The organism is Bradyrhizobium sp. 139, from assembly GCF_023074175.1.
Lineage (GTDB): Bacteria > Pseudomonadota > Alphaproteobacteria > Rhizobiales > Xanthobacteraceae > Bradyrhizobium.
In genome coordinates this window covers 1-21,418 of sequence record NZ_JADPKS010000130.1, presented here as the reverse complement: position 1 = coordinate 21,418, position 21,418 = coordinate 1, and the positions used below count along the sequence as shown (strand labels likewise).

The 21,418-nt window shown below is 59.2% G+C and carries 24 protein-coding genes and 1 pseudogene; 9 read left to right on the top strand and 16 right to left on the bottom strand.

What is annotated here, in order from left to right; genetic code table 11:
- Positions 1-49: 49 nt before the first annotated feature.
- From IVA80_RS29680 to IVA80_RS29640, 9 genes are all read right to left on the bottom strand, one after another.
- Entirely contained in the window at positions 50-1,090 is a 1,041-nt protein-coding gene (locus IVA80_RS29680) for an acyltransferase family protein (protein ID WP_247438248.1), read from the bottom strand.
- A gap of 80 nt (positions 1,091-1,170) precedes the next feature.
- Positions 1,171-1,740, bottom strand: coding sequence for a hypothetical protein (locus IVA80_RS29675; protein ID WP_247438188.1), 570 nt, complete (start codon positions 1,738-1,740; stop codon positions 1,171-1,173).
- Positions 1,741-1,935: 195 nt separating this feature from the next.
- Positions 1,936-2,454 carry a hypothetical protein gene (locus IVA80_RS29670; RefSeq protein WP_247438187.1) on the bottom strand — a complete coding sequence of 173 codons (519 nt, stop codon included), beginning with the start codon at positions 2,452-2,454 and terminating at the stop codon, positions 1,936-1,938.
- A 170-nt stretch (positions 2,455-2,624) separates the two neighbouring features.
- The gene (locus IVA80_RS38720; RefSeq protein WP_346348034.1) at positions 2,625-2,774 is read right to left on the bottom strand and encodes a DUF2798 domain-containing protein; all 150 of its coding nucleotides are present in this window, start codon (positions 2,772-2,774) and stop codon (positions 2,625-2,627) included.
- Between the two features lie 107 nt (positions 2,775-2,881).
- Complete coding sequence (locus IVA80_RS29660; RefSeq protein WP_247438184.1) at positions 2,882-3,952, bottom strand: hypothetical protein; 1,071 nt, start codon at positions 3,950-3,952, stop codon at positions 2,882-2,884.
- A gap of 16 nt (positions 3,953-3,968) precedes the next feature.
- Positions 3,969-4,541 (bottom strand): MFS transporter, encoded by a 573-nt coding sequence (locus tag IVA80_RS29655; protein ID WP_247438183.1) that lies wholly within the window; start codon positions 4,539-4,541, stop codon positions 3,969-3,971.
- The gene (locus tag IVA80_RS29650; RefSeq protein WP_247438182.1) at positions 4,499-5,314 is read right to left on the bottom strand and encodes an MFS transporter; all 816 of its coding nucleotides are present in this window, start codon (positions 5,312-5,314) and stop codon (positions 4,499-4,501) included. Before IVA80_RS29650 ends, IVA80_RS29655 begins: the two co-directional genes overlap by 43 nt.
- A gap of 60 nt (positions 5,315-5,374) precedes the next feature.
- The gene (locus tag IVA80_RS29645; RefSeq protein ID WP_247438181.1) at positions 5,375-6,568 is read right to left on the bottom strand and encodes an aminotransferase class V-fold PLP-dependent enzyme; all 1,194 of its coding nucleotides are present in this window, start codon (positions 6,566-6,568) and stop codon (positions 5,375-5,377) included.
- Positions 6,569-6,609: 41 nt separating this feature from the next.
- Positions 6,610-7,293 (bottom strand): glutathione S-transferase family protein, encoded by a 684-nt coding sequence (locus IVA80_RS29640; protein ID WP_247438180.1) that lies wholly within the window; start codon positions 7,291-7,293, stop codon positions 6,610-6,612.
- A gap of 90 nt (positions 7,294-7,383) precedes the next feature.
- Between IVA80_RS29640 and IVA80_RS29635 the strand changes: the two genes are divergently transcribed.
- Entirely contained in the window at positions 7,384-8,295 is a 912-nt protein-coding gene (locus IVA80_RS29635; protein ID WP_247438179.1) for a LysR family transcriptional regulator, read from the top strand.
- 43 nt (positions 8,296-8,338) lie between these two features.
- On the opposite strand, the gene IVA80_RS29630 is transcribed toward IVA80_RS29635, so the two are convergent.
- On the bottom strand, positions 8,339-9,220 hold the full coding sequence (locus IVA80_RS29630) for a LysR substrate-binding domain-containing protein (RefSeq protein WP_247438178.1): 882 nt from the start codon (positions 9,218-9,220) through the stop codon (positions 8,339-8,341).
- 161 nt (positions 9,221-9,381) lie between these two features.
- Between IVA80_RS29630 and IVA80_RS29625 the strand changes: the two genes are divergently transcribed.
- The 3 genes from IVA80_RS29625 to IVA80_RS29615 are packed head-to-tail and all read left to right on the top strand — an operon-like array spanning position 9,382 to position 11,977.
- Entirely contained in the window at positions 9,382-9,693 is a 312-nt protein-coding gene (locus IVA80_RS29625; protein ID WP_247438177.1) for a DUF485 domain-containing protein, read from the top strand.
- Positions 9,690-11,213, top strand: a complete 1,524-nt coding sequence (locus tag IVA80_RS29620) for a cation acetate symporter (RefSeq protein ID WP_247438176.1) — start codon at positions 9,690-9,692, stop codon at positions 11,211-11,213. Before IVA80_RS29625 ends, IVA80_RS29620 begins: the two co-directional genes overlap by 4 nt.
- Before the next feature lie 23 nt (positions 11,214-11,236).
- A complete protein-coding gene (locus IVA80_RS29615; protein WP_247438175.1) occupies positions 11,237-11,977 on the top strand; it encodes a haloacid dehalogenase type II in 741 nt (246 codons plus the stop codon).
- A gap of 70 nt (positions 11,978-12,047) precedes the next feature.
- Here the strand turns inward: IVA80_RS29615 and IVA80_RS29610 are convergent, their stop codons facing one another.
- The 3 genes and pseudogenes from IVA80_RS29610 to IVA80_RS29600 all read right to left on the bottom strand — a co-directional run bounded on the left by IVA80_RS29610 (position 12,048) and on the right by IVA80_RS29600 (position 14,731).
- Positions 12,048-13,223 carry an acyl-CoA dehydrogenase family protein gene (locus IVA80_RS29610; RefSeq protein WP_247438173.1) on the bottom strand — a complete coding sequence of 392 codons (1,176 nt, stop codon included), beginning with the start codon at positions 13,221-13,223 and terminating at the stop codon, positions 12,048-12,050.
- Positions 13,159-13,791 carry a hypothetical protein gene (locus IVA80_RS29605; protein ID WP_247438171.1) on the bottom strand — a complete coding sequence of 211 codons (633 nt, stop codon included), beginning with the start codon at positions 13,789-13,791 and terminating at the stop codon, positions 13,159-13,161. The genes IVA80_RS29610 and IVA80_RS29605 overlap by 65 nt, the downstream gene beginning before the upstream one ends.
- Positions 13,792-13,834: 43 nt before the next feature.
- A pseudogene (locus tag IVA80_RS29600) lies at positions 13,835-14,731 on the bottom strand (crotonase/enoyl-CoA hydratase family protein).
- 153 nt (positions 14,732-14,884) lie between these two features.
- Here IVA80_RS29600 and IVA80_RS29595 point away from each other — a divergent pair.
- From IVA80_RS29595 to IVA80_RS29575, 5 genes are all read left to right on the top strand, one after another.
- Positions 14,885-15,838, top strand: a complete 954-nt coding sequence (locus IVA80_RS29595; RefSeq protein WP_247438246.1) for a LysR substrate-binding domain-containing protein — start codon at positions 14,885-14,887, stop codon at positions 15,836-15,838.
- 123 nt (positions 15,839-15,961) lie between these two features.
- Positions 15,962-16,660, top strand: a complete 699-nt coding sequence (locus IVA80_RS29590) for a DUF1223 domain-containing protein (protein WP_247438169.1) — start codon at positions 15,962-15,964, stop codon at positions 16,658-16,660.
- A gap of 116 nt (positions 16,661-16,776) precedes the next feature.
- Entirely contained in the window at positions 16,777-17,019 is a 243-nt protein-coding gene (locus tag IVA80_RS29585) for a pentapeptide MXKDX repeat protein (protein ID WP_247438167.1), read from the top strand.
- Between the two features lie 173 nt (positions 17,020-17,192).
- Complete coding sequence (locus IVA80_RS29580) at positions 17,193-18,290, top strand: enolase C-terminal domain-like protein (RefSeq protein WP_247438165.1); 1,098 nt, start codon at positions 17,193-17,195, stop codon at positions 18,288-18,290.
- 20 nt (positions 18,291-18,310) lie between these two features.
- Positions 18,311-19,063 (top strand): fumarylacetoacetate hydrolase family protein, encoded by a 753-nt coding sequence (locus tag IVA80_RS29575; RefSeq protein WP_247438163.1) that lies wholly within the window; start codon positions 18,311-18,313, stop codon positions 19,061-19,063.
- Between the two features lie 8 nt (positions 19,064-19,071).
- Here IVA80_RS29575 and IVA80_RS29570 read toward each other — a convergent pair whose 3' ends face one another.
- The 3 genes from IVA80_RS29570 to IVA80_RS29560 are packed head-to-tail and all read right to left on the bottom strand — an operon-like array spanning position 19,072 to position 21,276.
- On the bottom strand, positions 19,072-19,692 hold the full coding sequence (locus IVA80_RS29570; protein WP_247438161.1) for a glutathione S-transferase family protein: 621 nt from the start codon (positions 19,690-19,692) through the stop codon (positions 19,072-19,074).
- A 44-nt stretch (positions 19,693-19,736) separates the two neighbouring features.
- Positions 19,737-20,540 (bottom strand): SDR family oxidoreductase, encoded by an 804-nt coding sequence (locus tag IVA80_RS29565; RefSeq protein WP_247438159.1) that lies wholly within the window; start codon positions 20,538-20,540, stop codon positions 19,737-19,739.
- A gap of 19 nt (positions 20,541-20,559) precedes the next feature.
- A complete protein-coding gene (locus tag IVA80_RS29560; RefSeq protein ID WP_247438158.1) occupies positions 20,560-21,276 on the bottom strand; it encodes a glutathione S-transferase C-terminal domain-containing protein in 717 nt (238 codons plus the stop codon).
- Positions 21,277-21,418 lie beyond the last annotated feature (142 nt).

Below are 21,418 nucleotides of genomic sequence, written 5' to 3'. Positions count from 1 at the left end.
ACCTTAAGCCAGCCTTAAGAGCAGCCACTTATTCGTGTTGCGCGAGTGGTCAGGCTGCGGCGTGCTTATCAGCCATGCGGGGCGTTGACGGAAGCCAGAAGCGTTTTGGTCGTTCGAACAGGAAATGTAGCCCCGTTCGGATGGCCACTTGCCACATCGCAAAAGGAACGAGAACTCCAATCGTCGTCACGATGATCGACATCAATCCCACAGAAGCAATTAACCCACTCTTGATCAGCACGGTACGCGTGAATGCCATGGGAAGGAAGAACGCCAAGTAGACAATGATCGATTGCTGACCAGCAAAGCGCAGCGCACCAAGCTGGCCGATGCGCGCTAGCAACACGCCTGACACCACAATGGCGAGGGCGCCCGCAAGGCCGAGGGCGAGGGAAATGCCCGGCATCCCTGCGGTGTCAGATGCCACGACCGCGCCGTTGACGGCAGCCCAGACGATCAGGCCGCCGGTAGCAAATCGAGGATGGGCTTCTGCGTTCGCGGCTACCGCGAAGATAGTGGGCGCACATCGGAAGCCCGCGTAGAAAAAGAAGAAACGCGAAGCGAATTCATCGATCACGGTCCAGCCGGTCGAAACGTGCGCCATCTCGAGCGCCGCTGCGATGATCCAGATCAGCGTCGACGGCAGCTGGCGCGTGATGCGGGTCACGAGGAAGAAGATGGGAAGCAGGTAGATGAACCATAGGGTCCCAAACGGCTCGATAAACGATTGCAGGTACATCAAGCCGACATAGTGCCAGCCATGATCGCTCGCGATCCCGGGCGTCTTGAACACGAATTGGATCGCGGTCCATAAAACGTAGAAATAGGCGAAGTGAACAACCTTCCGATCGAGGTAAAGGCGCCACGGCCGGTCGATAACCTGCGATACAAACAGTCCTGAGATCAGGAAGAAGTCCGGCATTCTAAACGGTCGGGCGAACTCGACGACGTAGTGCATGAAACCCTGCCGTTCCACGGCGAGTTCGACGCCGAGAGTGGAATGCATCATGACCACCATAATGATGCACAGACCCTTTGCATAGTCGACCCAAGCGACGCGTGACGTTTCCAAGCCTCTGGTAGTCGGCATAATGTTTATACCTTCGATTGGATGAGGTAGCAGTTTTGAATGATGCGGAGCGCCGTCGGTGGGCGCGTCATGAGGAGACATCACCGGTCCCGGACCCCTGTGATCGCGCGTGAGGCCCGCAGCGCGTGATAAATACGCGACAAGGCGAGCCCATAGAGGACATGCCCGATCAGGATCATCAGGCTGAGCCGCGCGCTGTTATCTATGAGCAGGAATGGCCGCTCGGAAATCAAAGCAAAGGCTCCCATTGGAAAGACAAACGTGGTCAGTCCCCAGAGCCATCCATCAAATGGGGGGCGATACCATCCGGACGAGAGCAATAACCAATAGCCGAGTGGATAGATGATTGCGCCGATGACGCAGTGAAGGATATTCGCTTTTACGGATGAGAGGTCCGTATCAAAAATGTAGGCAAACAGCTGGCGGATGAGTTGGGCTTGCTCAAGCGGGTTGCCCACGACAAGACCGATTGGTCCGTTCGCCCATACGGTCCAAACGCCGAGGGCCGCGCAACCGGCCAGCAGAAGATCCTGAACCGTGCAGGATCTCTGTCGCGCCAAAGGTGAAGCGTCTGGCTCGATTGGCTCGATGGTCTTCCCGCATGGAACGGGAAGCGCGTCATCAAAATCGGGGATAGGTGTCGTGTGCATCCCCCGACAAGAACCGGGAGCCTTAAGCCAGCCTTAAGGCGCGGCCCCTCCACGGGTGCTCGTCACGCCGTCGCAGAACTAAGGTAATATATAATTAATCAGAAAACGGCGGCGTATGGCCGCTGGTCTATGGAGGTTGGTGAACGTGTGGTGCCGCGCTCTGCGATGACGCGCAAGGCGTCACCATCGCCACCGTCAGGCGACGCTGTCGTACGCCGCGTCGAAGACCTCATTTATGACGGATTTGACGAACGTGTTCTGGTAAGCGGAGATACCACTAAAATACAGAGGCCCGCCGGCTTGGACGATCATCGTGCCGGAGGCAACAGTCGCGTCTACGCCTCCATGCTGGGATTTCTCGTCCAGTTTCCCATAGGCGTCTTTCAAATGAGCTGCAGCTTCGCCATCCAATTCGCCATTCTTGATCATTGAATCGATGAGCGATTGATAGGCGCTCGCCAGGTCATTTCCGGAACCTGTTTCGGAGACCGCCGAAAACGAACCGCGATTGACGCCCTTGTAGCTCTGGTAGGTCAGCTTTTCAGTCGTCGTCCCATCGCCGTTGGTTACGGTCTGAAGGGCAAGGTTGAAGGCGTCCCCGTAAGCACCCGTCGTGATCATATTGGGGTCGTTCGGATTCTGTCCCCGACGAAGCGCACTCGGGTCGGAAGCGGCGCGATAGTTGGTGGGCACATCAAAGGATACGCTGGTCAAGGAGGCCTCCGCAGCAATGCGGCCTGTCACCAGCAAGGATTATGCCATGTGCGCAAAGTTGCAACGCCTTGGACTGTCAGGCCTGTGCTCGCGAGAGCTAGGCAAATTGTAGTCTTTCGTCCGCACTTGATCGGCAAGATCTGCCGACCACTTCCCGCAGGTCGCCGGCGCTACGGCGCACGTCGGTCGGGTACACCGTTCGTGAGAGTCTGACTGAGCCACTTTATTGCCGGCGCGGCCAAAATGACGACGGGCACCATCGCCAGCCAAGAGGTGAGCCACGAGCCGACCCAATCTATCAGCACACCGTCGGCGCCCATTCGCCAGATCGTTATCGCGGCGGCAATGGCCGTGGTCAGCCCGGACTGGATCAATGCAAATAGGAAGTGCGCGTATCGCTGCGGCAGCATGGGAGCATTCGTCCAGGTCACGCGCTCTTTGCTTTTCGATTGACGTCAAGCCTACGATCCACAAGAGAGACGATCTGGTCGAGCAAGGGATGCTTCATGCCGCGCTGCAGCGCGACGAGCTGCACCAGCTTGTCGGCCCTCTCGATGTTGAGTGCCCCGTTGTTGAGCGCGCGAGCGGCAGAGGCCGGCCGTGACAGGTCTTTGGCGGCAGCAGCGTATTTTTCAAATGGAACCAGATCGTCAGGTGATGCGCCGATCTGGACGCACACGTCCACCACAAAATCGTAGATTGATTGTGAGGCGGCCAGGTCGGAATGGACGGCTTCTTGCGCCGTGCGCATTCCGTCTTCGGTAATGCATCGATAGTTGCCGGCCATGAGCATCGCCCACATTGCCAAGGGCACGAACACCGAATCGTGGAAACGTAGTTTGACGGGAAGCTCCAGCTCGCCCGCGGAAGACTTCCAGCGCGCCGCATCGATCTGCTTTTCGAGCGTGCGGACGATCTCGTTGCCGCGTTCCTGGCCGAAGCGAGCTACTTTGAAGTTTGTCGGCAACGTGACTTGCAGCACATTTGGCTTTTCGCCGGGGGGACGTATCGCCTGTGGGTCCGGGCTACAAAGCGTAATCACGCTGGTATCAAAACGCTCCCAGACCTCAGGCGCCGTGTAGGCAGGTTGCAACGCTGTGGCGTCGAGCGCGGGTATCCTTCGCATATACGCCAGGGGCGGCATGTTCATGATCGACATGCATGGGACGCCGGAGGCGGCGATCGCCTGCAGCAACTCTCTTACGCCCGCCGAGCCATATTGCGGCTCCTGCATCGCCAAGCCGATAAGATCGTAGTCTCGGGGATTGGCATCGGCCGCCGAAGACGCGGTCACCTTTCCCGGCAGATTGCGTGAATCGATCTCGACCGGCGCACTCTGCCCGCGGACCGGCATGCGAACGCGAAAACCTTCCGCATTGATAAGGTTCGCCTCTTCCGGGAGGCATACCAGCTTCACGGTGTGGCCGCCGAACATGATCTTGGACGCCAGCAGCGAGCCGTAGGACGCCCCGAGGATCAGGATATTGTATTTTTGCATGTTAGCTCCGAAGGCGTTAGCGCGTGCCAGTTGCAGGTTGTGGCGTCGCGGTGCCGGTCGCGGATTGGTCGGTCGGAAGCGACAACGGTAGATCAGGGCGAAGCCACGGGATTGCAGCGGCACCGGCGAGCAGAATACCGACGCCCGTCGCGAACGGCACATTCCAGTTGCCGGTCAGGTCAATGAGCCAACCAAAGACAACGGGCGAGACAATGCCAGACAAGCCAACGCCCATGATGACGTAGGCGCTCCCGAGACCCGCATACTCCTTGGAGATATCCATGGGGATCGCGTACATCGGTGCGATCGTGAGCTCCAAGAAGAACATGGCGCCCGCAAGGAGCGGGACGACAATTCGCAGATCGTCGAAGAACAGCGTCGGCGTAATCAGGCTTGCGGCCCCGAGCAACGACACAAGGATGACGCTGCAGCGTGCCATCTTGTTGCGGCCGGTTGCTTTGAGGATTTTGTCTGAGACGACCCCGCCCACGGTGTTGCCCACCAGTCCGGCAAAAAACAACGCGCTTGTGAGGAGTGCCGAACTCTTCAGATCGGTGTGATGTTGATTTCGAAATAGAGCGGCAACCACGACACGAAGGCCCAATACGTCCAGCCGTATGCGAACATTACGACAGTCACGGAAGCCATTCGCCGCGTGATCAGCCAGAACGGTATCCGTGCGTGTCGATCGGGCATCGAGACGCTCAAGTCTGCGATCTTGCTGGCGGTGACGCCCGGATGCTCGCGGGGATCGTCTGTAAAGGAAGTCCACCAAGCGACGCACCACAACAGCGCAGCGGCGCCGCAGACAATGAACGCAGAGCGCCAACCGGTCCAAAGAATGACGGCCGCGACGAGCGGAGGCGTCAAGGCCGCTCCCAAGCGAGACGCGCTGTGCGTGATGCCCTGGATGTATCCAAATCGCTGCGGCGGGTACCAGTTTCGCATCGCCTGGGTGGCCGCTGGAAATGCCGGTCCCTCACCCGTTCCAACGGCGAGGCGGGCGACAAATAGAGAGACCAGTCCGCCAGCCAGTCCGGTGGCGATGGTGCCCAAGCCGACAATGACCACGCAGACGATCAGCGTCAGTTTTGAGCCATATTTTCTGGCGCCCCATCCGCCAAAGATGACCGAGCCGAGATAGGCCCAGGAAAACGCGCTGAATATCAGACCCATTTCGGTATTTGTCAGCGCGAAGTTTGTCTTTAAAGACGCCGCCGCCGCAGAGATATTGACGCGGTCGAGGTACATGATCGCGAACAGGACGCACAACAGCGTCGTCACCATGCTGTGCGCGTCAAAAAAACGACTTGCGGGGGTCGGCTTGGACGTAATCTCGTCCGCTTCCTGCGCGAGGACCACGTTTCTCTCCCTGTTATGTCTACACGTCAGCGTCGCTCTTTCGGCGACTGCTGCGGGTCTTCACTCGGCGGCTTGTCTTCTGATTGGACGGTCTTTGGACAAGCCGTCGACTGCCGCTTCGATCGCTCCGCGCCCAAACGAGATCCCGCGCGCTTTCAGCCCCATTTCGACTGCGGCCAGCGTTCCAAGAACCGACGCATTGTTGAAGTCGCCGAGATGGCCGATCCGGAAAACGCGGTCGGCGAGAGGGCCGAGGCCGTTGCCGAGTGACATGTTTGCGTCGTCCAAAATCTGAAGCCGCAAAGCATCTGCCGAATGCCCGTCGGGAAGCCGAACCGCCGTCAACGATGACGAATATTCTGCTTCGCCGCGGCACTGGATCTCCAGTCCCCAGGCCTCGACAGCGCGCCTTGTCGCGAGGGCTGCACGGTCATGGCGTGCGAAGACGTTGGCCAGCCCTTCGGCCTCGATGAGGTCGAGAGCGACTTTCAGACCCTGCAGCAGATTGGTCGACGGCGTGTAGGGGAAAAAGCCTTGCGCGTTCGCCGTAAGCATCCCCTCCCAGCGAAGAAAGCTGCGCGGCCTGCGCGCCGCTTTCGACGCTTCGATCGCTTTGACGGAAACCGCGTTGAAGCCGAGCCCGGGCGGCAGCATCAGCCCCTTCTGCGAGCCGCCAACCGTGACGTCGACACCCCACGCATCGTGGCGATAGTTGATCGATCCAAGTGAGGAAATCGTGTCGACGAGCAACAGCGCCGGGTGCCCCGCTTCATCGATCGCCCGCCTGACCGCGGCGATGTCTGATGTCACGCCGGTTGATGTTTCGTTATGAACAACGGCGACGGCCTTGTACTTGTGCGTCTTATCCGCACGAAGTTTTTCTGCAAGCCGCTCGGCATTCACCCCGGATCGCCAGTCTCCTGCGATAATCTCGGGCTTCAGATCGAGTGCCGTGGCCATCTTGCTCCACAACGTCGAGAACCATCCGGTCTCAAACATGAGCACGTGATCCCCGGGTGACAACGTGTTGACCAGGGCAGCTTCCCAAGCGCCGGTGCCGGAGGTCGGATAGATGATGACAGGCCCTTGAGTGGCGAATATCGGGCGAATTCGCTTCAAGACGTTGAGACCCAACGCGCCAAATTCAGCGCTTCGGTGATCAATGGTTGGCTGTGCTATCGCCGCCAGGACGGGCAACGGGCAATTCGTCGGGCCGGGGATTTGAAGAAAGTGACGACCTGTCGAGGTATTCATGGCGGCTCCTCACGTAAGCTTCGAACGTTCAACGATTACGACTATGGCAGGCCGTTGCGGCCATGCCGCCTGAAAGCGGGCCGGTCTGTCATCAGCTCATAGTAGTCCGACAGAGCCGTGTAGTTCGGGCGGACAAGGCCGGGATGAGTCAGGCTGAACCAACGATTGACGACGAGGCCGACCGGGATGTCAGCAATCGTGAACCGGTCGCCCATGACATACGGTCCGGACCCTGCGAGGTGCCCGTTGAGCAAGCCCATGACGTGGACGAGTTCCTTCTGTCCTTGCGCCACATACCAAGGGTGATCGTAGGGTGCTTCCCTCAGCTGTCCGCCGAGAAAAGCGCCGCGCAGCGCGTGCGTAATGTCGTAGGCGACCCAGTCCATCCATTGCTCGATCGCCTGTCGCTCTTCGGCGTCCGCAGGGTAAAGATCCGTGGCGCCATGCTTGGCTGCGAGATATCGCACGATGGTGTTGGATTCGCGCATGACGCGGTTGCCGACGATCACGACGGGCACTTGGCCGGTTGGGTTCAGCTGGAGAAATTCAGGCGTATCGGTCGGAGCGAAGCCTCGGCCGAAATCCTCTCGCGTATAAGCGATCCCGATTTCGTCGCAGACCCAGAGCACTTTTCGTACGTTGAACGAGTTTGCTCGCCCCAAAATCCGAAGTAGATCCGCAGGCTTTGCTGCGGCATCTCGCTCCTGCGCCAAAGCGTCCGTCATCGATGTTCTCTCCCTGAAATTTAGAGGATTGAACAGGCGCACAATTTGGAAGTAAAATTCAAATATTCGATACATTCATGAGTAAACCCGATGAATGTCGGCATCCGCCAACTCCGCGCCTTTCTCGCGGTCGCCAAGCTCGGGAGTTTTAGCCGTGCGGCGAAAGAGGTTTCCGTTTCGCAAAGCGCCGTAAGTTTTTCAGTGCAGCAATTGGAAAGAGAGTTGGATCTGCGCTTGCTCGACCGCACAACCCGTCACGTTCGGCTGACGGCTGTTGGCGAGGTCTTGGCGGCAAGCGGGGCGCGGCTGCTGGGCGATTTGGATACGCTACTGCGTGAACTCAAAGATACCGGGGAAAGGCGGCGAGGCAAAGTTACGTTGGCTTGCGTGCCATCGGTAGCCCGAGGATTGATGCCGGCATGCGTTGTTCACTGCAGGAAAAAGTGGCCCGAGATCTCGTTTTCCATTGAGGATATCGCGGCAAAGGAAGTCATTGCGAGGGTAACGCGGGGCGATGTCGAGTTCGGCCTTTCGGGAGGGGAAATCGAGGCGACCGAACTGCACATGGAGAGCCTTACCCAAGACCCGTTTGTGTTGGCATGCCGCCGCGATGACGCGTTAGCCAAGTCGAAAGCGATCGCCTGGGCAAAGCTCTCCGACCATCGCTTGGTGATGTTGAACAACACATCTGGAAGCCGGCCACAGATCCTCAATACCCTCGCAAATGCGGGCGTGCGGGTGCAAATCGCGCTCGAACTGGCGCAGCCCAGTTCCGTTCTTGCCATGGTCGAAGCCGGGCTCGGTATAGCCGTCATCCCGACCCTGGTCGCCCCGATCAAAGTTCACCCGGCGTTGACAACCCGGAAGCTCATAAGGCCATCGGTAAGCCGCACCATCTTTCTGGTTCGACGGCGTGACAGATCGCTTTCGCCGGCGGCGTCGGCCGTTTGGGCGGCGCTGCTCGAGCTATTTGGTTCGGGGGAGCGCCGCCACAAGGCGTGAAGCGAGGTCCTTGAACCATCGACCGATGTCGCGAGCGGCTCGGTCACGCAATTGCGGCCACCTGCTGCGACCCCGCCATCGCCAGGCGGTCGGCCAGATAGTTGGCTAGCTCGCTGACCACCCGCGAATTGCCGCGCCGTCCACTTGAATATGCGAGCTCTACGGCAGGAAGTTGCGGCAGGTGTTTGCCGTGCCGAATGATCTTCAAGGGCGGTGCTACCAGCGCACGCGCGAGAACCGTGACTCCCATGCCTTCAACCGTCGCCGTCTTCAAGCATTCAAAGCTCGGGCTGACAAAGCTCACATGCCATGGGCGTTTCTGCTCCTTAAGGGACCTGATTGCGCAGCTTCGATACGTACAGCCTTCGGGGAACAAGACGAGCGGCGTTGAATCAAGATCTTCAGCAGCCAGTTTTGGACCGCCAACCCACACCAGTTGCTCGCGCTGCGCTACCGTGCCCAATGTGGCACCCGACTCCTGTTTGAAGAACGCCAGGTCGAAGTCCCCACGTGCACTTCGCTTTTGCAGGTTTTCGGATTGATTGGCCTCCACCTCGAGGCCGACCATGGGGTGTCTGGCCTTAAATCGGGCAAGCCAAACCGTGAAATCGCGACCGAAAAAATCGAGCGGGACGCCGAGCCTCACGAAACCGGTCAGGAGATCGTCCGACATGGACGCGTATGCCTCGTCGTTGAGCTGCAGTATCCGCCGGGCGTACTGCATCAGGCGTTCGCCCTCCGACGTCAGCTGCAACACGCGCCCCTTCCGACGCGACAGGAGCGGTCTGCCTGTCTGCGTCTCCAGCTTCGCAATTTGTTGACTGATCGTCGACTGCGAACGGCCAACCGTCTCCGCCGCGCGGGAGAAGCTCATAGAGTCCGCCACGACCAAGAAAGACCGCAGGCAGTCGATGTCGAGATTCACGTTCGCCTCCCAAATCGTAAAATCCGATGATGACGATCACGATTATTCATTTTGTCACTTGCGTTCACCCTCGTAAAGACCGAAGGCCGCTAGGGTCACTCCGCTTGGAGACGGCCGATGGGTGAACCCGCACATAATGCGGGACAACGGGAGGACATGTGATGCGAGGTGACAGGCGCGTCGAAGCAGCGCACGATGTCGTGCGTGCATTGGTAGCAGCGAAGGTTCGCTTCCTTTTGCCGATGACGATCGTTTATATCGTCGGCTATGTCGGGTTGACGGCTGTCGCCGGCTTCGCCAAGGACGCGATGGCCGTCAAAATTATTGGGCCGCTCAACGTCGGCTTTGCGCTCATCGCGCTGAACTACTTCCTATCGTGGGCTCTCGCTCTTAGCTACGAGCGCGTCGCCAATCGCGTTTTCGATCCGCTTGCGGCCACGGCAGCAGCGTCAGTTCGAGGAGCGGTTCGGTGAGCATTACCCTCGTCATCTTCCTTCTCATCCTCGCTGTCACCCTCGGCATCACCTACTGGGCAGCACGGCGCACAAAAACGGCGAGCGACTTCTATGCGGCCGACAGCCAGCTGACAGCCGCTCAAAACGGCTTTGCGCTTGCGGGCGATTGGTGCAGCGCGGCTGCCTTTCTCGGCTTCAGCGGGTTGACGGCACTTTACGGTATGGATGGCGCGTTTTACGCGCTAGGTCCTCTCGTCGCCTTCTGTACCGTCCTGTTCCTCATCGCGGAGCCGCTTCGTAACTCTGGCAAGTACACGCTTGGCGATGTCATCCGCAGCCGCATGAAAACGCGCTCGTCCCTGCTTGCGGCGATCGCCGGCACGATTGTCGTGAACTTTGCCTATCTGATGCCCCAGATGGCCGGCGCCGGCGTGCTCGTTCGCCTTCTGACGGGGATCTCGTATGATTGGGCTGTGATCTTTGTTGGCGTCAGCATGATCGTCTACGTCGCGTTCGGCGGCATGCTGGCGACCACGTGGGTGCAAATCGTGAAAGCCGTCTTGATGCTCGGCGCGGGGGCGGTCGTTCTGGTCATGGCGCTCTCGCTTGTGCACTTCAATCCGTTGACGTTTTTCGCGGATACCGAGGCAAAATACGGCGCAGGCTATCTCCTGCCGGGCAATTACCTGAAGAACCCCTTCGACCAGATTTCACTGGGCCTGGGATACGTCCTTGGCTTGGCCGGTCTGCCCCACGTGATGACGCGATTTTACACGGTCCCCGACGCCAAAACGGCTCGCCGGTCGGTGGTCTGGGTCATGTTCTTGGCTGGCGCCTTCTTCGCTGGGACAACCTTGTTCGGATTGGCGGCTGCCGATTTCGTCGGTCAGGATGCCATCCGGGCCGCCGACAAGGGAGGCAACCTGGCGCTACCCTTGCTCGCCCAATATCTCGGGGGAGGAAAAGGCAGCGTCGGGGGAGAACTAATGCTTGGCTTTGTTGCCGCAGTCGCGGTGGCAACCATCCTGGCGGTGGTCTCGGCGCTGACCTTGTCGACCTCGAGCAGCATCGCCCATGACTTCTACGTCAACTGGCTGAAAGGCGGGCAAGTCGAGGGGCGGCAGGAGGTCTGGATCGCCCGTCTGGCGGCCGTCATCATCGGCGTTCTCGCCATCGCCCTTGGGATTCTTGCCCAGGGCGTCAACGTCGCCGTCCTCGTCATTCTCGCCATCTGCGTCGCCGCGAGCGCAAATTTTCCCGTGCTCGTCCTGTCGTTGTTCTGGCGCCGCTTCAATACCGGCGGCGTCATCGGTGGCATGGCCGCGGGCCTCGTAAGCTCTGTCGCACTCGCCATGATCGGGCCAGCGATGCGCGGCAGTGAGGCGCTCTGGCCGTTGGTTAACCCGACCATCGTGTCCCTGCCGATCGGATTTCTGGGCGCGGTGATCGGTTCGCTCATCGCAGCACGCGATCTCGAAAACGAGAAGCGCTTCGACGCGTTTCTGTTGCAAGTGCACACAGGCAGTGCGCCTGAATAAAAGAAGACAAAGGAAGCCCTCTCGTGACCGTTAAAGCAATTGTGTTCGATGCGTACGGAACGCTCTATGACATTCAATCCGTGGCGACGATCACCGATCGCGCCTTTCCCGGGTACGGCGAACTCATCACCCAGATCTGGCGCATTAAGCAGCTGGAATACACCTGGTTGCGGTCGTTGATGCGCCGCTATGAAGATTTCTCCGTCATCACCAGGGAGTCGCTGTCCTACACGTTGAGAATATTGGGACTGAAGCACGACGAAAGGCTTTTCGAGCAGATCATGGACAAGTATGTCCATCTAGACCTCTACCCCGATGCGCGAACGACGTTGCAATCGTTGCAGAAGCACAAACTCGCCATTCTATCAAATGGCAGCTCGGAGATGTTGACGACCCTGGTACGGAATACCGGTCTCGACAGCGTGCTGGACGCAACCATCAGCATTGACAGCAAGCGCATTTTCAAGCCGAGCCCCGAGGCCTATTCCTTGATCGAGCCGCGTTTGAACGTGAGCCCGGCCGAGGTGCTGTTCGTATCCTCAAATCCGTGGGACGCGATCGGCGCAAAAGCTGCGGGTCTGAAGGTTGCCTGGATCGAACGCGTAACACTTCAATCCATGGCGCAAGCTTGCGCGAAAGCCGACCTCATCGCGCCCTTGACCATGTTCAAAGCGCTGCGCATGCAAATGGATGAACTAGGCCTGGGTCCTGATCACACGATCAACGGGCTTTCTGGGCTCGCCGAGGTCGCATCGCTGGCGTGACCGCTTTCGACGAGCGGCACCTCGGTGACCGCGTCGAATCTTGCTCCTCCCTTGCCTGCCTGGGAGGATTTCAGTGCTGCACGAAGTTTATCGCTTGGTCGATCGTCATCGGGCATTCAGAAAGCAACGCGCCGATCGCACCATCCTCCCAGTCACTGGTCCCAAGTTGAGGCGAGCGGGCTTCTCGAAGCCGATGATCAAGGACAAAACGCGCAATCACGAGGCGGCGAGCATCTCCTCCGGCCATGCCAAGTCGCGCTCCTTCGGCGGCGAGAAGCGTTGCTGTCTTGGCATGGTAGAGCTTGGCGGCAGCGACACGGCAGAAGCGCTCGTATTCCTTGTGGGTTGCGACTTCCCTTGCGAAGGCCACCGCTTCCGTTACCGCATCTTCGAGCCGCGTGCGGAATTGGCCGGGGATGTGAGGAGCAGCGGTGAGTGTCTGCGCCATCGCGTCGCGAAATGCGACGTGAGATCCCGCCTTGCCGATCGCTCGTTGGATCGCATCCAGCGCGTTAATGTTGCTCGTACCTTCCCAGATCAGGCCAAGATGGGCATCCCGAACCAGGCGCGCGTTGGGCCAATCTTCGACATAGCCGTTGCCACCCCGAACTTCCATGGCACCGGTGGCGACGGTCACGTTGTCCCGGCAAGCGCGATATTTCGAGATTGGTGTAACAAGCTGCAAGACATCGTCTGATGCAGTCGCTGCAAATAAAAGGGATGAAAGAGCTTGCTCAGTAGGGACCGACAACTTCATAAGCTGTCGGCGCATCAGGGGGTGATCGATCACCGGCCGCCCGAAGGAACGGCGATGGCGCGCAACGACCAATGCTTCATTGAGGCAACGTCTCATTATGCCAGCGGCCCGTGCAAGATGGGAGACCCGGCTCGAATTGACCATGACCAGCATCTGCTTCAGCTCTTGGTCGAGCGCTCCCAACTGATATGCGATCGCGCCGTCAAACACGATTTCTCCGCTCGCCATGGTGCGGCTACCGAGCTTGTTCTTGAGTCGCAAGATCCGGTAATCGTTTCGTCGGCCATCCGGCAATGTCCGCGGCACAAGGAAGAGACCAAGTCCGCGACTACCAGGTGGAGCGTTCTCTGGCCGTGCCAGCAAGACGACGAGTTCTGCATCAACGTTCGAGCAGAACCACTTCTCTCCCCAGAGCCGCCAGTGGTCACCATCTCGCACGGCTGCGAGCTCGGAAGCGCCGACATCCGAGCCGCCCGCCTTTTCCGTCATGAATTGCGCGCAGCGATGGAGCAGAGACATGTCTTGCGACCACGCCGCCGGCAAATATCGGCTCGCGAAGCGGCTCGGATCCAAAACGCCTGATAAGTTCCGACGAGCTGTCCGTGGGGTTGACAGGACAGAGCAGGCCAAATTCAGCCTGGGCAAATACGTAGTGAAAGACGTACTTGGCCAGGGGAGGAAGAGCATCTCCCTGATCGAGAACGCCAGGACAATGGCTCATGGCGTGAATTCCGAACCGGCCGAACGCGATTTCCTCCATGCGCCGATAAACCGGATGGTACTCGATCCACTCCTCGTCTCGTCCATAAGCGTCGCGCGTATGGAGGATGGGCGGACAGGCTTCCGAGAGATCGTAGAGCTCGTTGCCCGCGAGCTCTCCGAGTTCGACGAGATGCGGATTGATGCGGGACAGGAGAGAGGCGCTGGCGTGCAGCGGCAGAATTGCCCGAAAATGAGGGTCGGCCTCATAGTAATTCAAGCCGCGGCAAGTCGGCGCGAGGGCTTCGGAGCGCCGGTTTGCTGCTTCCCGACTGTTCGGAGCGATCTCTGGCATCATCGCTGGGCTTCTCTTGTTTAATGGCTTGCAGGTAAGTTCGAAGCTACTGTGGCTCCTTGTTGAGCTCGCTTCGCTTCCGCGGCTGGTCCTCAGGGCGGCCTTGGCTGTAATCGCCGAACGGACCATCCCGGTCTTTGACGGCTTGCTTCACGCGTTGCGTGGCTGCCGTGTGCACGAAGGCAAGGCCTTCCGGGGTATTCCGCATGGCAGCATCGAGTATGGGGCCAAGCAATTGCGTGCTCTGGAGGCCCATATTGTCGTAGGTCTGATTGACGATCAGCTTCATGACCGCAAGCTGCGTCATGGGAATTTTGGCCAGCTTCTCGGCAAGCGCCGCCACCTGGCCGTCGAGTTCTTCGAGAGGATAGGAGAAATTGATCAGCTCAATTTTGGCGGCTTCCTTCCCGCTGATCCATTCACCGGTCAAGGCGTAGTATTTCGCTTTGGCGAGACCGAGGCGGTAGACCTACATGCCGCTTAAGTGGCAGCCCCAGACGCGCGCATAGGGCGTGCCGAAACGCGCGTCGTCGGAAGCCAGCACCAGGTCGGCGCATAGTGTCATCTCGGAGCCGGCGCCAAGACACCAGCCATGGACCTTTGCGATGGTCGGCTTCAGTCCCCGCCACATGCCCATATAGATTGGAATGCGACCGGTGTAGGGGTTGGCGGACGAGTAGACATCCATGCCGGGATCATAACCGTCCTTCTTGAAGACGGCGTGGTGATCCAACCCGCTTGAGAAATCAAAACCTGCGCAGAAGCTGTCACCGGCTCCTTCCAGCACGATTACGCGGATGGCATCGTCGCGATTGGCATCGCGCAAATAGTCGTCGATGGCGACCGCCATTTCCGCCCGGATCGTGTTGTACTTCTCCGGCCTATTCAACGTGATGGTGGCAATTGCGCCTGCCTTGGAATAGCGGACAAGATCGGTCGTCATGGTCATCCTCCCTCTTTCGGAGCCTAGGCCTCCCACCTCGGAAGGTGTTGACAAGCGAAAGCAAGCGCCCATCAGATGAGCCAAATTCATTCGACGAAGGTCGGAGATTTCCCGTAGGAAACGGAATGCACGTGAAAAGCCCGATTGCGCGAAATGAAAGAAAGCCCGTGCGGCCCTCCGGCTCGCGCCTCGCCGCCATCAAAGGCTCTCGGTGCCGCGTTGAGGCTGACGCATCTGCTCGCTTTGCAGGCCTTTGACCTTGCGTTCAAGTTCGGCAGTTTCCAAAAGGCCGCCCGGGCACTGAACCTTACGGCATCGGCGATAAGTCACCGCATTCGCAATCTCGAACGCATGCTGGGCGTTTCACTGTTCATCCGTACGCACCGGGCGATAAAGCCCTCGGCCGAAGGGAAGCGGCTTGCTGTCATAATGGGCCGTGCGTTCGCGCAGCTAGCGAGAGCGCGTTTGGCATCAAGCGGCGGCCGGACGCGTCAGCGGCTCACACTGAAGGTCTTCCCCCTGTTCGCATCGGCGTGGTTGATACCTCGCCTTTCGACGTTCATAGCACAGCATCCCGATATCGACGTTGTGATCGAAACCTCAAGCCGGATGGTCGACTTTGATATCGAAGCGTATGACGCCGGAATCTGCGTCAGCGATCCCCAACCGACGTCTCTTAAGTCGCTCCACTTGGCACACATCAACGCCATGCCAGTCGCGACGCCGGCGTTGGCAAGGCGGCTTAGGCTGAGGCGGCCTCAGGACTTGCGCCGGGCGGTGCTCATTCAGGTAGCAAGCTTCCCGCGCGCCTGGCCGGAATGGCTCGCCCGTGCGGGCGTGCCAGACCTTTTGCCGCTTCGCACCATAACGGTAGACAGCTTCGTCTCCGCAATTCAGGCCGCCGAGCAGGGCGTGGCTGTCGCGCTTGGAATGGACCTGTTTATCCGAGACCAGGAGAAGCAGGCGCGGATATGCCAACTCTTCTCAACCGTATCTCCCGCTGGCAGCTATTGGTTAATGTCGCCCCCAGAAAACCGCGAGAACCGAGCTTTGACGGCGTTCAAGCGCTGGTTATCAAGCGAAGCCATCGATTTGCACAGCAACTGAGTAGTCCAGGCGGATTGTCCAATAGCCTCTGACCGCATCGATAGATCACCAAGTTGTGTGTCATGACCTTGTAACGAAGCGATCCGGGAAGCGAATTCTGGAAGTAACAACCCGGAGGATGCCATGACACTACGCACGCTTTTGCTGGCCGGTTCGCTTTTTTGTCTGCCAGCTATGGCGGCGGCTGCCGAAAGACCTGTGGTCGTTGAGCTCTTTACATCTCAGGGGTGCTCTTCCTGTCCGCCGGCGAACGTCTTTCTCAACGAAATGACGAAAAGCCGCTCGGATATCCTGCCGCTCGCCTTCCACGTCACCTACTGGGACGGCCTCGGTTGGAAAGATCCATTCTCCATGCAAGCCGCCACGTCTCGTCAAGGCCGCTATGGGCACCGTTTCGGAGACGGGTCCTATACGCCGGAGATGGTCGTTGACGGAGGGGTCGGCCTCGTTGGCTCGCGTCGCGATGACGTCAATGCGGCAATCGAGCAGGCCAAGCGCGATCAACGAACGGTAGCCTCGGTTCGCGTCAGCAAGGAAAACGGAAACCTCAAGATCCAGGTAGGATCCGGCCGCGGAAGCGGCAAGATCCTGCTTATCGGATTTGATCATGAGCATACCACGCGGATCGGCCGTGGCGAGAACGGAGGTCGGACCCTGACGGAAGCCAATGTCGTTCGATCAATCCGCCCGATCGCCGAGTGGTCCGGTGAGGCGACGTCGATCAACGAACGCTTTCCCCTGGGCGAAGATGTCGCTGTCGTCATCGAAGCTGCCGACGGCGCAATTGTCGGGGCCGCGCGTCTGACGGAGGGCGTCACGTGAGAAGCGACCAGTAACGCTGAAAAAGTCTCTCACACGCGTAACAACGATCAGAAGCTTACGTAAGGAAATTGAGCGGCATCCGCCGCTTCAACCAAAGCCAAGAAGGATGACGCTCGATGACCATTCGCTCCCGCCTCGTTTTCGGCCTTTCTGCCGCTGCAGTCTCCCTCAGCCTCGCCTTTGCGCCGACTGCGTTTGCCCAGGACAAGATGGGCAAGGATGACGGCATGAAGAAAGATTCGATGTCCAAAGACGGCATGAAGAAGGACTCCATGTCGAAGGACGCAATGTCGAAAGACTCCAAAGACAGCATGTCGAAGGACGGCATGAAGAAGGACGACGCGATGAAGAAGCACTGATCTCGTCGCTCGCTCTGCCTCCTGCACACGCCGTGACCAAGCCCCGGGTCACGGCGTGTCTTCGTTGGGGGAATTATTTACGCAACTCCGGCCAGTCCCTATTGACCTCCGGCGCCACCGGAGCATTATAGATCGACTGTTAAAAAACGTAGAATTGATGTTGGAGAAGGCCGTTGACTGCATTTCAACCGCAACGGCTTCGATCGTTGTCTGCGACCGCAGTCAAGTTGCCTATGCGGCGGCCGCTCGGGACCAGTGCCAAGAGCATCGATGAAGCAAACTTGCTGCTCGTCGATGTCGTGACCCAGGACGGCGTCACCGGCCATGCCTACGCGTTCTGCTACCAGCCGTCGATCGCGCAGTCTTTGGTCCCAATTATCGCGGAGCTCAACGAGCAGCTCGCGAGCCAACCTCTGCATCCGCTAAACATCGCCCAAACCATCGGGCGGTATTTTCGTCTTCCAGGCGTGGCTGGTCCGATCACAATGGTCGCTTCATCGATCGATGCGGCTGTTTGGGATGCTTTGGCAAAGGCCGCAAATATGCCACTTGCCGCCTATCTTGGCGCGGCGCCAACCTCCGTGCCCGCGTACAACAGCAATGGACTCGGCTTGATGCCGCCCGCAGCGGCGGCCGATGAAGCGGAGGCACTGCTCGAAGGTGGCTTTAAAGCGGTAAAGCTTCGGCTAGGCCGCAGCCATTTCGCACATGACCTCGCGACCGTCCGGGCCGTTCGGAAGCGGTTGCCGGATACGGCTCGTCTCATGGTGGATTTCAACCAGGCACTGACCTTCTCTGATGCCATGCACTACGCACTGGCCCTGGATCACGAGGGGATTTATTGGATCGAGGAGCCGACCAGGCATGACGATTACCGTCGCATGTCGCAAATCGCCCAAGCGGCGGTGACACCGATCCAGATTGGCGAGAACTTCACCGGCCTGCCGCCTATGGTAGCCGCATTGGAGGCGGGCGCTTCCGACTACGTCATGCTGGATCTTGATCGCATCGGCGGCGTGACCGGCTGGCAGCGAGCGGCAGGCCTTGCAGCCGCCTATAATCGCGCCGTCTCCTCGCATCTTTTCCCAGAGGTTAGCGCACATCTCATGGCCGCGACGCCCGGCTGTCATTGGCTTGAATATGTCGATTGGGCGAACCCCATTTTGCAGGAGCCGCTTCTGATCAAGGACGGCCTGGCCGTGGTTTCGGACCGTCCCGGCAATGGGCTGGCTTGGAATATGGAAGCGGTCGCGAGATATCGGATTAGCTAAGATTATCTTGGGAACATAGAATGGGTCCAGATCCACGGCTCGAAGTGCTTGCCGAACGACAATGGCGCGATTACCGAAGTGGCCGGCCCGGCAGCGCGTTTGCGGATCCAGGATTGGTCCTGACGCTTTCCGAAGCCTATGACGTTCAAGCAGAAGTGGCCCGCCTTCGTTGCGAAGAAGGAGACACTGTCGCAGGCCATAAGATCGGCTGCATCGGACCTGGCGTCGTCGAACAGTTCGGCATGGCAGGACCGATTTATGCGCGGCTGTTCGGGAGCGAACGTCGAAGGTCGGGAGCCGTGATCCGGCATAAAGACCATACCAATCTTGCGATCGAAGGTGAGATGGCAGTTCGCATCGGTGCCGGCGGTGCGATTGTCGCGGCGTTTCCCGTGATTGAATTGCACAATTTCGTCTTCCGAGCGCCCCGCAAGACGCTTGCCGAGCTTGTCGCGAACAACGGGATAAATGCTGGGGTTGTCGTCCCGCATCACCTTGCCGAGACACCGGTTGAGCGATGGCTCGGCGCCAAAAATCTGTCGGTGGAAATCAATGGCAAGGTAGTGGCTTCCGGGCCTTTGTGGGCTTTCTCGGGCGGGCCGGAGGAAGCCGTCGCGTGGCTGAGGAGTAATCTGGGCCTTTGCGGTCGATCTCCTACATCCGGCGATCTGGTACTGACGGGCACGCCCCTGGGCCTCTATCCGGTCAAGCCCGATGATCGTGTGGTCGTCAAAGTCGACGACGAAATTCATGTCGATTGCGTCATAGCCTAGATGACCCGTCAGCTGAGCGGGATCATGACGGTCTGCTGGAACGGCTTCCGCTGACGCAGATGTTCATACCATCTTCGCACGTTCGGGAGATCGGGATGGTGCGTTTCCAGCTCGTACCATCGATGCACGGCGACAGCGGCCGGGATGTCGCCCATGGTAAACTCACTGCCCGTTAGAAACGCACGGCCGGCGAGATGTGTGTCGAGTATCCGCACCGACGCAAGAGAAAGGTGTTCGGCTCGCGCAGTCACGGCCGCGTCGCGGTTGTCTTGGGGCGTCCGAATAAGCTGGATGAACAACGGGCGAAGCGCGGGCCAGAACACGGTTGCCTGCCAATCCATCCAACGCTCTGCATCGAAACGCAGTTGAACGCTAGGCGGGCAGAGGCGTCCGTTCCCCGCTTTGTGCGCGAGGTAGCGGACAATGACGTTGGATTCCCAGAGACAAAAGTCGCCGTCCTCGATCGTCGGAACAAGTCCGTTGGGATTGAGAGCCCGGTAGCCCGGGCTCCCCGTCACACCATATTCATTGCCAGCGTCAACCCTGTCGTACTTGAGATTTAGTTCTTTGCAGCACCAGAGTACTTTCTGGACGTTGATCGAATTGGCGCGGCCCCAGATCTTCAGCATGTGCACTCTTTACCCCGCTGCGTCGAGACCGGCGCCTCCGCTTGCTAAAGCGCCGAATGGTCCCGCACCGCTTCCGCCAATGCCGGCTTGAGATCGAGAAAGCGCTTGTCGAGCGCCGCCGGATCCTCGCGGTTCAACGCAATCATTTTAGCGCGTGCTTCGCCGCCACGAACGACCTCGAACGCAAGGTTATCGATGCCGTCGAGAACCGCAGCGGCCACGGCGCTTGCTGGCTCCTTGACGAACCCAAGCTCAGGGCCGGCGCGCGAGGATCGCATCATGGGGGTGTCAGTTGCGCCAGGGTAAATGGTCAAAACATGCACGCCTTCGCCTTTCAGCTCCCGGCGGAGGGACTCGCCAAATTTGGCGAGCCCTGCCTTCACCCCGGCATACGTGGCGTAGAAAGGAGCTGCAACCAGGGCGATCCCGGACGTAATGTTGACGATGAGGCTGTCTCCGCCCGAACGGAGAGCTGGCAGGGCAGCCCGCGTCAACAAGATCGGCGCAACCAGATCGACTTCGATCATGGCGCGTATTTCCGCCTCGCTGGTGTCCTCAAGGCGGCCGGCCCGTACCCCACCTGCGTTATTGATAAGGATGTCTAGACCGCCCAGCGCTTTGAGCGTCGACGCCAGTGTGGCCTCGCGTCCCTCTTCCGTGCCGACATCCGCCGCCACAATCTTTACCGAGCCAGATTGCTGAAGCTTTTCGGCGGCCTCGTGAAGGGCGCCAGGCCGGCGGCCCGTGATGACGACGCGCGCGCCCCGTTTGAGCATCGCTTCGGCAATGGCATAGCCGATGCCGCTGGAGCCTCCGGTGACGAGCACCCTTTTTCCTTGCAGATCCATGTTATCCTCGCGCTTCCTATTAAGCCTGCTTATGAGCCGTTTTCGGGTAATTGGATGGAAACAGCGCTCGGCGCGTCTCTTCATCCACTTCCTTCTTAAAGGCATGCCCTCTACCGATCGCACGCGCTTTGGCGACGGCTGGGCGCGCATCAATGGCTTTGAACCAGCGTGAAAGATTCGGGAACGCTGACAGCGGCTCGGCATCCCCGGGCAAGACGCGGGGCGCCCGGTCGAGCCATCCCCAACCGGAAATATCGGCTATCGAAAAGCCGCTGCCGACGATGAATTCGCGTCCTTTCAGATGCAGGTCGAGCACTTCGTAATGGCGCTCGACTTCGCGCCGATAGCGGTTGATCGCGTAATCCAGCTTCTCGGGTGCGGCATGTTGGAAATGAACCGCTTGGCCGGAAAACGGGCCGACGCCGGTGGCGATGAAAAATAACCACGACAGCAGTTCGCCCCTATCTTGCGGCGCGCCGAGCAGTTTCCCGGACTTCTCGGCGAGATACAACAGTATCGCGCCGGAATCGAAGACCCTCGTCTCCTTGCCGCCAGGTCCGTCGGTATCGACGATTGCAGGCACCTTGCCATTCGGATTGACGGCACGGAACGCGGCCGTGTGCTGCTCTCCTTTGCTGGTATCGATCGGGCAAAGTTCATAAGCGACCCCGGTTTCCTCGAGCAGCAGCGCAATTTTGGCCGGGTTTGGCGTCGGATGATAATAGAAGCGGATCACGGTCTTTCTCCTTTCAGGGAGCTGGAGGTGCCGCTGACTGCGGGAGCTATGCGGGATTTTGGGTGACGAGGTGATCAGGCGGCGTGGTTTGCCGGCATGTGGATGACCTCGATGCCGTCGTTGAATCTGACACCTGCGATCA